General features: G+C 62.3%; 12 protein-coding genes. 4 read left to right on the top strand and 8 right to left on the bottom strand.

What is annotated here, in order from left to right; translation table 11 throughout:
- Positions 1-282 precede the first annotated feature (282 nt).
- Positions 283-744, top strand: coding sequence for a rhodanese-like domain-containing protein (locus VPH41_RS23870; RefSeq protein ID WP_328571731.1), 462 nt, complete (start codon positions 283-285; stop codon positions 742-744).
- Between the two features lie 85 nt (positions 745-829).
- Here the strand turns inward: VPH41_RS23870 and VPH41_RS23865 are convergent, their stop codons facing one another.
- On the bottom strand, positions 830-2,176 hold the full coding sequence (locus tag VPH41_RS23865; protein WP_152281616.1) for a TAXI family TRAP transporter solute-binding subunit: 1,347 nt from the start codon (positions 2,174-2,176) through the stop codon (positions 830-832).
- 131 nt (positions 2,177-2,307) lie between these two features.
- Here VPH41_RS23865 and VPH41_RS23860 point away from each other — a divergent pair, with 131 nt between their 5' ends.
- Positions 2,308-2,913 (top strand): glutathione S-transferase family protein, encoded by a 606-nt coding sequence (locus VPH41_RS23860; protein ID WP_328571730.1) that lies wholly within the window; start codon positions 2,308-2,310, stop codon positions 2,911-2,913.
- On the opposite strand, the gene VPH41_RS23855 is transcribed toward VPH41_RS23860, so the two are convergent.
- The 7 genes from VPH41_RS23855 to VPH41_RS23825 form a co-directional block, all read right to left on the bottom strand.
- Positions 2,910-3,296: a hypothetical protein gene (locus tag VPH41_RS23855; RefSeq protein ID WP_328571729.1), complete on the bottom strand. Its 387-nt coding sequence runs from the start codon at positions 3,294-3,296 to the stop codon at positions 2,910-2,912. The genes VPH41_RS23860 and VPH41_RS23855 overlap by 4 nt on opposite strands.
- A 55-nt stretch (positions 3,297-3,351) precedes the next feature.
- Positions 3,352-6,468 (bottom strand): transglycosylase domain-containing protein, encoded by a 3,117-nt coding sequence (locus tag VPH41_RS23850; RefSeq protein ID WP_328571728.1) that lies wholly within the window; start codon positions 6,466-6,468, stop codon positions 3,352-3,354.
- Between the two features lie 364 nt (positions 6,469-6,832).
- A complete protein-coding gene (locus tag VPH41_RS23845; RefSeq protein ID WP_328571727.1) occupies positions 6,833-7,618 on the bottom strand; it encodes a competence/damage-inducible protein A in 786 nt (261 codons plus the stop codon).
- Positions 7,619-7,649: 31 nt separating this feature from the next.
- Positions 7,650-8,477, bottom strand: a complete 828-nt coding sequence (locus tag VPH41_RS23840) for an EI24 domain-containing protein (RefSeq protein ID WP_152281621.1) — start codon at positions 8,475-8,477, stop codon at positions 7,650-7,652.
- Positions 8,477-9,508, bottom strand: a complete 1,032-nt coding sequence (locus tag VPH41_RS23835; RefSeq protein ID WP_328571726.1) for a sterol desaturase family protein — start codon at positions 9,506-9,508, stop codon at positions 8,477-8,479. The genes VPH41_RS23840 and VPH41_RS23835 overlap by 1 nt, the downstream gene beginning before the upstream one ends.
- Positions 9,505-10,425: a polysaccharide deacetylase family protein gene (locus tag VPH41_RS23830; protein WP_328571725.1), complete on the bottom strand. Its 921-nt coding sequence runs from the start codon at positions 10,423-10,425 to the stop codon at positions 9,505-9,507. Before VPH41_RS23830 ends, VPH41_RS23835 begins: the two co-directional genes overlap by 4 nt.
- 10 nt (positions 10,426-10,435) lie before the next feature.
- Positions 10,436-11,407 carry a YVTN family beta-propeller repeat protein gene (locus VPH41_RS23825; protein ID WP_034760259.1) on the bottom strand — a complete coding sequence of 324 codons (972 nt, stop codon included), beginning with the start codon at positions 11,405-11,407 and terminating at the stop codon, positions 10,436-10,438.
- A 197-nt stretch (positions 11,408-11,604) separates the two neighbouring features.
- Between VPH41_RS23825 and VPH41_RS23820 the strand changes: the two genes are divergently transcribed.
- Positions 11,605-11,961 (top strand): FKBP-type peptidyl-prolyl cis-trans isomerase, encoded by a 357-nt coding sequence (locus tag VPH41_RS23820; protein WP_034782471.1) that lies wholly within the window; start codon positions 11,605-11,607, stop codon positions 11,959-11,961.
- Positions 11,962-12,157: 196 nt separating this feature from the next.
- Positions 12,158-12,412, top strand: coding sequence for an acyl-CoA-binding protein (locus VPH41_RS23815; RefSeq protein WP_034782468.1), 255 nt, complete (start codon positions 12,158-12,160; stop codon positions 12,410-12,412).
- The last annotated feature ends 4 nt before the right edge of the window (positions 12,413-12,416 follow it).

Here is a 12,416-nt window from a genome sequence, read left to right as displayed (position 1 = left end):
GATTCCATGCCAGCTCCCGGAGCGCCCTGGGGCAGGCAGCAAAATGACTGCCATCCCAGTGAAAGTTTTCCTGCCCGCGATTTCCACGCAGCGTTTGCGTCCAATCAAGAATGCACTAAGCAAGTGCAAAAAACGAATAACGCACCATTATCGTGCATTTTGTGCGAATTCCTGAAAAATGCCTCCTTGTGGTGCGTGCGCCGTGCACCATGGATTCCCGTTTGCGGGGCGCGGACGGCGCACTATAATCGTACACACCTGCCCACTTTCACCGAGGACGCCATGATTACCGCCGCCGACATCCTGACCATCGCCCGCAGCCGGGCCAATGAAGGTACGCCGTATGCCGGCGCCGTGACGCCGCAGGAAGCATATGCGCTGCTGCAAGGCGATGCCGCCGTCAAGCTCATCGACGTGCGCACGAATGCCGAGCGCGACTGGGTCGGCCGGGTCGACATCGCCGATACCCAGCATGGCGCGGTGCAGTGGGCCACCTACCCGGGCGGCGTGCCGAATCCCGACTTCCTCGCGCAACTGGCGGCCCAGGCGGGCAAGGACGAGGTGCTGCTGTTCCTGTGCCGCTCCGGCGTGCGCTCGCGCCATGCGGCCAAGCTGGCAACCGAGCACGGCTATATCAACTGCTTCGACATCCTCGAAGGCTTCGAGGGCGACAAGGATGCCGACGGCCACCGCAAGCAGATCGGCGGCTGGTGCAAGGCGGGCTTGCCGTGGCTGGGCGCCTGACTATCTGAACAGTGTTTGATCTGGCGGGCCGCCGCGCTGGTGGGCCGCAAGCTGTCGATCACCCTCGTTTAAGCGGGTTAAGCGCTCAGGCCGGCTCGCCTGCTTCGGGATGTTCGCCCATCAGGGTCAATATGCGCTTGCGCACGAAATTGATGTGGCTGCGCAAGCCGTACAGGCCATCCGCAAACGACAGCGGTATCGAGATCTGGTTGACCATTTCCTCGATCTGGTCCAGCCGTTTTAATTGCTCGGCATACACGTGCGCACGCTGGTCCTGCGGCACGTCTTCCAGCGCCTGCTCCACCGTGCGCAACTGGCCGTACCAGCGGTACACGCGCGAGCGGATGCGCCACACGTACAGGGGAGGTACCACGCGCGACAGGGGCAGGATCAGGGCGCCCAGGGCCACCACCAGCACCCACATGCGATCGAAGAAATTGGCCAGCCAGAAACTCATATAGCGCTGCAGCACGGGCGCGCCATCCTTGTAGAATTTCAGCGCTTCGGGCGCCACGGGAATTTCCGTGTAGCGCGCGGACGGGAACTGCCCCTGCTGCTGGAACCAGCCCGTGCCCCCGTGGATGCGGGCCGCCGCCTGCACGAACAGGTCGACCAGGGCCGGATGCAAGTCTTCGCGCGCCACCAGGGTGGCCGTCGGCGCGATCAGGTGATAGTCCTGCGGGGGGATGTTCTGCCCCAGGTCGACGATGCCACGTGGCAAGACCACATGCGTGAGGAAGGGCAGGCGCCGCGTGTACGCCTCCGCCTGCGAAAAATCAAACAGCTTGATGCCCGGCGTTTGCAGCAGCATCTGGATCAGCGGCGCTTCCGGCGCCGAGCTGAACACGAGGCCGTCGATGCGCCCTTCCAGCAGCTCCACCGTGGCGGGCGTGTTCTGCAAGTCGCTGACGGTCAGCTCCTTCGCTTCCACGCCATTCACGGACAGCAACTGCCGGAACAGGCTGGGCACGCCCGTGCCTTCCGGCCCCAGGTTGATCTTCATGCCCTTCAATTGCGTCAGTTCCGTCACCGCCTTGTCTTCGCGCATGAACAGCCAGACGGGTTCCGTAAATAGACTTCCCAACGAAATGAGGCCATGGCGCTCGGCATCCGCGTGTTCCGTCGAACCGCTTTGCACGAAGGCGATATCGGTCTTGCCGCTGTTTAAGCGCTGCAGGTTTTCCTGCGAGCCCAGCGATGGCTGCAAGGTCACCTTGATGCCGTGCTTGGCCAGGGTGGCCGCATATTTCTTGCCGAACTCTTCGTACGCGCTATTGTCCTGCCCCGTCGACAAGCTCACCTGGCGCGGCGGCGCCGGGTCGACCAGCCAGTACGCCAGCGCGCAAAATGCGCCCACCAGCAGCAAGGTGGGGCCGGCGGTGGCGAGGAAATCGCGCACGGAAAAGCGGCTGAACGCGAGGATTTTGGACATGTGATGGCGCATAGGTTTCATGGGTGGCTACGATGCCAAGAAAAGCGCAACTATGCAAGGCACTTTCACAGGCGCGGCGTGGTCAAATCCGCTACAGTGGCGGATCAACCACCTGCCCCCCGGAGCCCTGCATGCTGAAAATTCTTGGAAAAGCCGCCTCGATCAATGTCCGCAAAGTCCTGTGGACGTGCGAGGAACTGAATCTGCCCTACGAACGCGAAGACTGGGGCAGCGGCTTTCGCAGTACGGACGACCCGGCCTTCCTGGCCCTGAACCCGAACGCCATGGTGCCCGTGCTGCTCGATGGCGACCTGGTATTGTGGGAATCGAACACGATATGCCGCTACCTGTGCGCCCAGGCGGGCCGCGACGACTTGCTGCCAAGCGCGCCCCGCGCCCGCGCGGAAGTGGAAAAATGGATGGACTGGCAAATGGGCGATTTGAACAACAGCTGGCGCTACGCCTTCATGTCGCTGGTACGCCACAGCCCCGCCCACCAGGATGCGGCGCAGCTGGCGGCGGGTATTGCCGGATGGAACAAGATGATGGGCATCCTGGAGCAGCAGCTGCAGCGCACGGGCGCGTATGTGTGCGGCGAGCAATTTACCTTGGCCGATATCGTGCTGGGCCTGTCCGTCAAGCGCTGGCTGATGGCGCCCATGCAGCGTCCCGACTACCCCGCCATCGCCGCGTATCACGCGCGCCTGGCCGGCAAGACGGCAGAATTTGCCGGTTAATCGAGCTCCACTGCCTCGACCGTGCCGCCGATGACGTAGCAATCGCCATCGCGGCGCACCTCTTCCAGGGTCGCCGGCTCATCGTGCGCATACGTGCCGTCGACATCGACACACCAGACGTCGCCGAAACGCAGCAGCTTCACGCCGCAGCAGATGCGGTTGATGAAGTTGCCCGGCATCCTGACCAGCACTTCCCGCACGTCGCCCACAGTGATGGCCACCTGGCGCCAGACATTGCCTTCCAGCCCATGATTCCGCGCGTACAAGACGATGCGCACGGCCTGCACGCCCTGGGGGCCATACACGTGCCCGAATGATACGAGCGTCCCATCGTCAAAACGGTGATATTGCGCAAAGAGTTGCTGCGTCCTGTCCATCGTCACTCTCCTCCATAAAAAAACCGGCCCCTTCAGGCCGGCTTTTAGTTGCAGCAACGATTTAATTCGTGCACTGCTTGGCCACGCCTTCGGCTGGCGCAGGCGGCTCGATCAGCGGCATCAGGCTCGGCGCCAAGGACACCAGCAATTGCACGGGCAAGGCGCTGGTGAAATCGTAGTGCTTCGATTCCGGCCCCCGCACATACGCCGTCATGCTGCCATAGAAGCGCTCGCCGATATTGAACACAAACGTGGCCGAACGGTTCACATAGCGCGACTCGATCAGGCGGCCGCCCGCGCCATACACGTCGAAGCGCTGGTCGCCCGTCCCCGTCTTGCCGCCCATGGGAATGGGCACGCCGTCGGCGCCCACGAATGCCGTCTTGGCCCGTTTCGCCGTGCCGTCCGACACCACTTCGCGGATGGCCTTGGCCACGGCCTTGGCCACGTCCGGCGACAACACTTGCTCCGCTTCCACCTTGGTACTGCGCTTGACCATGGTGTCGTACGGCGTGTTGGCGGCGAAATGCATGGAATCGATGCGCACGCTGGGTTTACGCACGCCATCGTTGATGATGATGCCCATCAACTCGGCCAGCGCGGCGGGACGGTCGGCCGACGCGCCCAGGGTCGTCGCGTAGGACGGCACCAGCGAATCGAAGGGGTAGCCCATCTTCTTCCACTGGCGGTGGATTTCCAGGAAACCTTCCACTTCCAGCAAGTTGGCGATGCGGCGGTCCTGTGCATGCTTGCGGTGCGTATTGAACAGCCATTTATACACTTCCTGGCGTTCCTTCTCGCTGGCCGCCACCATCTGCGACAAGGTGGAACCCTCGTGCTGGCGCAAGTACGCCACCATCCACAGTTCCAGCGGATGCACATTGGCCAGGTAGCCGCGGTCGGCCAAGGACCAGTTTTCCATCGCGTACTGCTGGTACATCTTGGCCACGCGCTCGGGCGGCACTTCGTTTTGCGACGGCAAGTTAGCGTTGAGGAAATCGCCAAACTCGGCCACCGTGCCCTTCGGATTGATGGTGCGGAAGATGTTCGCCAGGCGCACGGGGGTTGGGCGGATACTGGCCAGCAGGATCTTTTCCTGCTCGTCCACGCTCTTGCCGCGGTACTTCTGGTAGAAGCGGTGCAGGAATTCGCGCCCTTCCTTGTCGGCAAAACGGCTCAGGTACTGGGCGCGGCGCGGATCGTCCGCGTCCGCCAGCAAGGAGGCCGACGAATCGGGGCGCGAAAACATGTAGTAGCGGGCCACGTCGCGCATCAGGCGCACAAACACCAGGTTGGTCGACTGGCGCAGCGCCTGCTGCACCGTCATGATGCGGCTGTCGTCAAGCTTGGAGAAGTTGCCGAAATGGTGCAAACCGCCGCCCGTGAAGAAGCCTTCGCCCGGGTTGCCCGAATACTTGCGCTCCATGGCGGCGGCCAGCATGGCGGGCAGGTTGCGCGCCTCGCCGAGCGGCAATGGTTTCAAGTAAGCAATCGCCCACTGCGACAGCATGTCCTTGGGATCGACGGCAATCTTGCCCAGCTCGGCGGCGCCCATGCTGCTGTAGCGCTGGTGCAGCTGGTCGATGATGTCCAGGTAGGTGACCAGCGTGCGCAGCTTGGCCGTGGAACCCAGGTCCAGCTTGGCGCCTTCGTTGATGTCCAGCGGCTGGTCAAAGTTATCCGTTTGCACGCGCAGCAAGTTGGCTTGCTCGCCCTTTTGCAACAGGGTAAAGCTGTAGACCACGTTGGCGGGGTCGCCATTGCCCAGCATGCCCTTGCCCGTCAAGCCGGCCGCTTTCGCCACTTCCGGGTCGCGCAGCTCGCGCAAGACCTTGGTGACGGCGTTTTGCGCCTGCGCGTCGAGCGTGCTGACCACCTTCAGGTCCAGGCGGTCCAGGTTGTACAAACGGGGATCGCCCAGCATGCTGGCCAGGTGGTTGCGCACGGCATTCGACGCCTTGCGCGTGACGAACGAGGTGGACGCTTCCGATTGCACGCCCGAAGCCGTCGACGGACGCAGCTGCTCGGCGATGGCTGCATCGCGCAACTGCGGCGAAATCACGCCCGCCTGCGCCAGCAGGCGCAGATGGCTGTTGGTCAGCACTTCCAGGTCGGCGCCGCCCGCCACCAGGTAATGCGAGGGACGGCGCTGCGCGATCAACAGGCTCAGCGCCTGCTTGTAGGCCAGCGCACTGCCCGGCTGGTCCATATTTCCTTTGAGCAAAGTCTTCACGTCGGCAAACGGACGGCCATACCAGACCCACATGCCGTCGCCAATGCCGTTGACTTCGCCAAAACCGCTTTTCGCCGACAGCGGCACCGTATTGAGGTAATTGACGACGATCTTGCGCCGCGCTTCCATGGTGTTTTCGCCATCCTGGTACGAGCGCAGGCTGGCCGACAGCATCTGCAGCAGCTTGTCCTGCATGGAGCTGGTGCGGCCGTCTTCCGAATGCCGGTATTTCTCGATCTGCGTGGCCAGGGTGCTGCCGCCGCCGCCGCGGTGGCCGCCGAACAGGTTCAGCGCCTTGTCCAGAATCGCCTTGCTCAAGCGGTCCCATTCCACGGCCGGATTGCGCTGGGGCGTACCCGGGTCCAGCAATTCACGGTTTTCGATGAACAGCAGGCTTTGCACGAGCGCGGGCGGCGCTTCGGCAAAGCCGTCGAACATGCGCTCGGGATAGCTGGCCGCGAACAGGGGCGCGGCGCGGCAATCGAGGATGCTCAGTCCCGCGCGGTTTTTCTCGTGATACGTGGCAAAGATGCCCCGGTCGACCAGTTGCACCATCTTCGGCGACATGCGCGCTTGCGCCGTGACGGCATAGTCGCGCGCGTTCAGCTTGGTGATGAAGTCCGGCAAGCTGGCATAGCCGAGCCGCTCGTCATATGGGCCGTGCTGCGGATAGCGGATGGCGCCCGCCGGTGCGGGACCGGGCTCGACCTTGAACGTCAGTTGGCGGTCCAGGCGCGTGAAAAATTCCGCCTGCAGGGCCGAGGTGCGCACTTCGCGCATGACGAACCATGCCACGCCGGCAATCAGCGCCAGCACAATGATGGCAAAGATGGGCCAGATGCGCGAACGGCGCTTCTTCGGCGGGCTCGCCGGCGGCGGCGCCTCGGCAGCTGGATCAGATGGGGGCCGCTCTTGCGCGGCCAGATTGACGCCTGTGTCTTTCATGGGATGCTGGGGTAAGGTTGGGTTTGGACGGCGCGGGAAATGCGGCAGCGATACCGCTCCGCGCAGGGTAAGACGAGAGCCAGCCAGGGCCGGTCACAACAAAGCTTGCTTAACATGATGTCCATACCGGTAAATCGAAAAAACACGCTACTGCACAGGCAGGCGACCACGCGTTTGACACGCGAGGCCCCTGTTCACCATTCCACCACATCGGCATGAAAACGACTGACGAGCGCGCACAAAAATCTTGCTTCATTGAAGATTTTCGCAAAAAAACAACGTCTTGGAATGTACGCTCGCGTACATAGACGCACGGCGGGCTGGACGCCGGCAAAAAAGCCGCCGGCGCCGGGCTGGCAGCACCTCAGATGGTGGTGTATTCCGCCTGCATGGCGTCGAGCGTGGCGCACATGTCGGCAAAGGCGGCCGCCGCTTGCGCCGGCTCGCCCTTGACGCCCAGTTCGATATGCCGGCGCGTCTGCGCGTCGCCCACGCTGGGCAGGCTGAAAACCTTAATCAACGGGAACTCCGCTTCCAGGCGCACCATCAGCGGCGTGAGCAGCGATTCCGCCGTTTCATACACGAGCAGGGCATGTTCCGCATGCGGCACCTGGTTGAACAGGTGCGTATAATGCGTGTCGAGCACCCATTCGATCATGGGCCAGGACATGATGGGAAAGCCCGGCACGAAATAATGCTCGCGCACGGCAAAGCCGGCAATCTTGTTGTACGGATTCGGAATCAGCTCGGCGCCTTCGACAAATTCCGCCATTTTCAGGCGGTGCAGGTTTTCCGGCGAGTGCAAATCGGCCGGCACGCCCGCCTCTTCGCCCATTTCCGTGATGCGCTGCTGGATATTGATCTTGCCCTGCGGATGCAGCACCAGAGGCAAGCCCAGCGCATCGGCCGCCGCCTGGCGCGTATGGTCGTCCGGCGTGGCGCCGATGCCGCCAAAGCTGAAAACGATGTCGCCGCTGGCGAAGCTGCGCTTGAGCAAGGCGACCAGGCGGGCGGGCTCGTCGCCCACGTATTCCGCCCAGCTCAGCTGCAAGCCCCGCGCCTTGAGCATGTGCACCACTTTCGGGAAATGCTGGTCCGTCCGCTTGCCCGACAGGATTTCGTCGCCGATGATGATCAATCCGATAGCCATGGAACTTCCTCGTTCGATTCAATTAATAAGGTCAGGCGTCCGCCGGCGCCACGTCGGTCATGCCGCGTACGCCCCGCAAACGCGCTAGTGCTTCCAGACAGTAATACTGGAACCACAGCCCCGTGAAGATAAAGATCAGTACGTACAGCCAGATGGCGAACGCGGCCAGGAAGGGGAAGAACACCACCGACATCACGCCGCCCATCCACAGCATGCCGGGCACGGCGCCGGCCGCGCCCGAGACCATGCCGATGGCCAGCAGGGGCCAGCGCTGCGTGCGCATGATGGCGTGGCGCTCGTCCACGCTGGCGTAATCGGCCATGGCGTCGTACGCCATCACGCGGTACGTCAGCCAGCCCCACAGCACGGCCTGGCCCACCAGCGCGGCGGGTGGGAATGCGTACAGGGGCAGCATGAGCACCCAGACGACGATGAACAGCAGGAAGGTGGCCAGCGAGGTGCCGACGCTGCCCAGCAGGCTGCCGCCATGCTTCTTTTCCAGTTGCGGAAAGTGCCGCCCGCCAATGTGGCGGCCGATGGCCGGCATGGCGAACAGGCCCATGAAAATGAGCGCCGTCAAGATCATCAGCGGCAGCAGCATGAACATGGCGATCAGGGGCACGATCACGGCTTTGAGCACGCCCAGGCCGAAGGTAGCCAGCACCTGCCCGCTGGTGCGGAAGAAATCGTACTCGGTAAACAGCGCATGCAGGCTGTCGATCAGCGGCTGCAAGCCCACATACAGCAGAGCACCCCACAGGATCAGCGACAGGATGAAGGGCACGACGCTCAGCAGCAGTATCTTGCCGTGCAATTGCGACAGCAAGGCGCGGCCATACGAATTCAACACATTACGCATCAACGGCGTCCTTTTCGTTTCAATCTTGCAAATTCCACCATGCGGCGCAGGCCCAGCCATTGCTGTTGCCAGAAGCCGCGGCCATAGTTGCGTCCCGGCCGGCCGACACCGTTGCTGTCGATGCGGGCCAGCTGGTCGCGCACGCCCGTGCGCGCATAGCCCGCCGAGAAGTTCGCGGTGCCCAGCAGCATATCCCAAATTGGCAGGACCACGCCGAAGTTGCATCCGCCCATGCTGCCCTTGCCTTTCGACTCATGCCCCACGCCGATGGCATGGTGCGTGCGGTGGAAACGGGGCGAGATCAGCAGCCGCTCGCCGATGCGGCCGAAGTGTATCCTCACATTCGCGTGCTGCAAGCTTTGCAGGATGCGCGAAATCGACACCAGCAGCACATATTGCCCAGGCGGCACGCCGATACCGAGCGCCACCAGCGCCATCACCACGTCGCGCAAGAAGTCATCGAGCAGGTGGTTGCGGTCATCGCTCCACAAGTTCATGTTTTGCTGGCTGTGATGCAGACTGTGCAAGCCCCACCACCAGCCGAAATGGTGCGAGGCCCGGTGGTAGCAATAGTCGACGAAGTCCAGTATCACAAAATAAATGATAAAACTGAGCAAGGGACTGATGCCGGGCAACAACGATTCCAGGTTCAAGGGGTGGATATTGTCGAAACGCAAGGCGCCCGCCAGTGCATCCATCAGCGGATCGAGCGTGAAGAAGACCAGCACGGAAAACAGGCCCACCCGGTGCAGCACGGTATAGAGGAAATCGTTCCAGCGGGCGCGGGGATCCGTGATCTTTTGCGCGGGAATCCAGGCTTCGAGCGGGCGCAGCACGAGAAACAGCAGCACCAGCTCGCACAGGCCGATCAACAGCCACTCCGTGCCCTCGAACGCCTCTTCCGTGAATTCGCCAAAGCCCAGGTGGTACACGAGGGGATTGACCACGGTCTGGAACAGCCAGCCTTGCGCCACGCCAAAGGCGTCGACGACAGTGTCGATGGCGACGCTGGCGATATCCGCGGCGATCATGGCTGGCCCTTCTTCTGCGCGTAGGCAGGATGCTCACGCAGGGTGGCAAAGCAGAAACCCTTGTCCTGCAAGCCCGCGATCAGGGCGTCCAGGTTGGCGGGCGCCCACGCATCCTTGCGCGACCAGATGCCCATGTGAGCAATGAAGATATCGCCGCTGCGCAAGTTCGCCAGCGCTTTCTTCAGCAGCATGGCGTTCGGATACTTGTCGCTGGGTAGCTCATCGCCCGAATAGCCGGCCGGCGCCCAGCCCGCGTGCTGGTAGCCGCAGGCGCTGCCGGCCGCCAGGGTGCGCGGCGACGTGTAGCCGCCCGGTGCGCGCCAGAACGGGTCGAGCTTGCGGCCGGTCAGTTCCTGGAAGCGCGTATCGACGCGGCGCAATTCCTCGCAGAATTGCTGATCCGTAAACGAGGCCAGCTTGCCCCCATCCTTGCCGAATTGAGGCTTGACCTGGATCAAGCCGTTGGCCAGATCCTTCTTCCAGTACACGTGGTCAAACGTATGCGTACCGAATGCATGGCCTTCGGCCACGCGGGCTTTCCAGTACGGCGCCCAGGACGGGTCCAGCGAATAGTCGCCGCGCGTCGTCTTTTCATTGGCCAGGAAGAAGGTTGCCTTCACATGGCGTTTATTCAACACGTCAGCGATCAGTTGCGCCTGCGACTGGCTGCCCGTGTCGAAGGTCATGTAGATGGTGCCCTTGCAGGCGGCCGGGGCTGACGAAGCGGCAGGGGTAACAGGTGCGGAGGCAGGCGTGGCGGCAGACGCTTTGGCAGCTGCGGTGACAGGTGCAGTGACAGCTGCAGTGGCAGATACAGCGGCAGCCACGGTTGCCTGCGCGGGGGCGGGCGACCACATGGCGCTGGCGCACAGCAGCATGGCGGGCGCGTGGCCCGCGAAAATGAAGCGTGTCATCATCAACGGCGCATCACATGCGCGGCGAGTGGGTGGCGAAATACACGCCATGGGGCGAGCGGCCCACCGGTATCGTCTTGATCACCTTGCGCGTGGTCAGGTCGATCACGGCCACTTTCTTGATCCAGCGCAAGGTCACCCACATGGTCTTGCCATCGGGCGTGATTTCCATGCAGTCGGGGCCGCCGGGCACATTGATGGTGCCCACGTTTTCCAGGGTTTGCTGGTCGATGATGTTGATCGTGTTCGACACGCGGTTCGACACAAACGTCATGCGGTTGTCGCCCAGCGCGCGGAAATTATGCGTGCCGGCACCCGCCTTGATGCGCTTGACGGTCTTTTGCGTGCGCCAGTCGATCACTTCCACGTAATCGCTGCCCATGATGCCCACCAGCAAATGCTTGCCATCGGGCGTCATCGTGATGCCGGCTGGCGCGGGGCCGACGGGCATGGTCCACTTCACCGTCTGCGTGGCCAGGTCGATGGCGCTGACCTGGTTGCTGCCCTGCTGCGTAATGAAGGCCATGGTGCTGTCGGCCGTGAACGCCATGTGGCTGGGCAGTTTCGGCAGCGGGATGCGCTTGGCCAGGGTCAGGTTCTTGCCGTCGTAGCGGTACAGGTCGATGCGGTCCAGGCGCAGCGAGTTCGAGATGAACCATTTCTGGTCCGGCGAAAAGCCGATCTGGTACGGGTCGAGGATATTGCTGATGCGGCGCTGGATCTGGCCCGACACGGGGTCGAGGAAAATCAGCTCGTTGCCGACGGAACTGGCGACGATCAGCGACTTGCCGTCCGGCGTCTCCATCAAATGATGCGGTTCCTTGCCGACGGCAAAGGTGGACAGGGGCGCGTAGGTTTTCTGGTCCAGCAGTTGCACCGTAGCATCACGGGAATTGAGCACCACCACCACTTCGGCTTGCGCCGTCGATATTGCGGAAACCAGGCACAGCGAGGAAAAAACAAGGCGGCGTAGACTGCGGAACATGGGAGAAATCACTGTTAAATACAAAACATGCATTTTACGTGGAACACTGTATTTTTTGTATTAAATCCCCCCTTAAATGCGAGCAACAGTCACACATCGCCGTAATCGCCCCTTTTTCCCCGTCCGGGGCCTGGAATGGCGCTTTGCAACTCATTGCTCTACAATCTGAAGCTTTCATCGCCTACACAAGGATTATCATGACCACCACCACTACCGCTTCCGGCCTGCAATACATCGACACCACCGTCGGCGAAGGCGCTGAAGCGCAAGCCGGCAACAATGTTGTCGTGCATTACACGGGCTGGCTGCAGAACGACGACGGCAGCGCCGGTGCGAAATTTGACTCGAGCAAGGACCGCAACGACCCGTTCGAATTCCCGCTGGGCGCCGGCCGCGTCATTCAAGGCTGGGACGAAGGCGTGCAAGGCATGAAAGTGGGCGGCAAGCGCCAGCTGATCATCCCGGCAGCCCTGGGCTATGGCGCACGCGGCGCCGGCGGCGTGATTCCACCGAACGCCACCCTGATTTTCGACGTCGAACTGCTGGGCGTATAAGAAACCGGCCGCGTTCGCATGACCGCGCCAGGCGCCGCCCCTCGTCACCGAGCGGCGGCGTTTTTGTTTTGAGTATGTCCTCTAATGCACGGCGCCCTTTTTTCACTATGATGTCAGGCACTGCAGCACGCACGGTGGCCACTCCGCCGGGCCTGCCGCACTTTTCCAGCGATTCCATCAGCACACAGGAGCCATCATGAGTTTACAAGAGCAATTCGAACAAGCGCAGCTCGATTCCAAGACCCTGTCCGAGCGTCCGGACAATATGACCTTGTTGAAAATCTACGCCTTGTTCAAGCAAGCGTCGAGCGGCGACGCCACGGGCGAGCGTCCTGGCATGACCGATTTCGTCAACCGCGCCAAGTTCGACGCCTGGGCGGCCCTGGCCGGCACCTCGAAGGAAGAGGCGCAACAGCAGTACATCGACCTGATCGAAGACCTGAAGGACTGATCGT

The sequence above is a fragment of the Janthinobacterium sp. P210006 genome, assembly GCF_036231885.1.
Lineage (GTDB): Bacteria > Pseudomonadota > Gammaproteobacteria > Burkholderiales > Burkholderiaceae_D > Janthinobacterium > Janthinobacterium violaceinigrum.
This window is presented reverse-complemented; position numbering and strand designations above follow the sequence as displayed.

Coding starts and splice junctions, on each gene's coding strand:
- VPH41_RS23870 (WP_328571731.1), top strand. CDS start 283: ATGATTACCGCCGCCGACATCCTGACCATCGCCCGCAGCCGGGCCAAT.
- VPH41_RS23865 (WP_152281616.1), bottom strand. CDS start 2,176: ATGTCCAAAATCCTCGCGTTCAGCCGCTTTTCCGTGCGCGATTTCCTC.
- VPH41_RS23860 (WP_328571730.1), top strand. CDS start 2,308: ATGCTGAAAATTCTTGGAAAAGCCGCCTCGATCAATGTCCGCAAAGTC.
- VPH41_RS23850 (WP_328571728.1), bottom strand. CDS start 6,468: ATGAAAGACACAGGCGTCAATCTGGCCGCGCAAGAGCGGCCCCCATCT.
- VPH41_RS23845 (WP_328571727.1), bottom strand. CDS start 7,618: ATGGCTATCGGATTGATCATCATCGGCGACGAAATCCTGTCGGGCAAG.
- VPH41_RS23840 (WP_152281621.1), bottom strand. CDS start 8,477: ATGCGTAATGTGTTGAATTCGTATGGCCGCGCCTTGCTGTCGCAATTG.
- VPH41_RS23835 (WP_328571726.1), bottom strand. CDS start 9,508: ATGATCGCCGCGGATATCGCCAGCGTCGCCATCGACACTGTCGTCGAC.
- VPH41_RS23830 (WP_328571725.1), bottom strand. CDS start 10,425: ATGATGACACGCTTCATTTTCGCGGGCCACGCGCCCGCCATGCTGCTG.
- VPH41_RS23825 (WP_034760259.1), bottom strand. CDS start 11,407: ATGTTCCGCAGTCTACGCCGCCTTGTTTTTTCCTCGCTGTGCCTGGTT.
- VPH41_RS23820 (WP_034782471.1), top strand. CDS start 11,605: ATGACCACCACCACTACCGCTTCCGGCCTGCAATACATCGACACCACC.
- VPH41_RS23815 (WP_034782468.1), top strand. CDS start 12,158: ATGAGTTTACAAGAGCAATTCGAACAAGCGCAGCTCGATTCCAAGACC.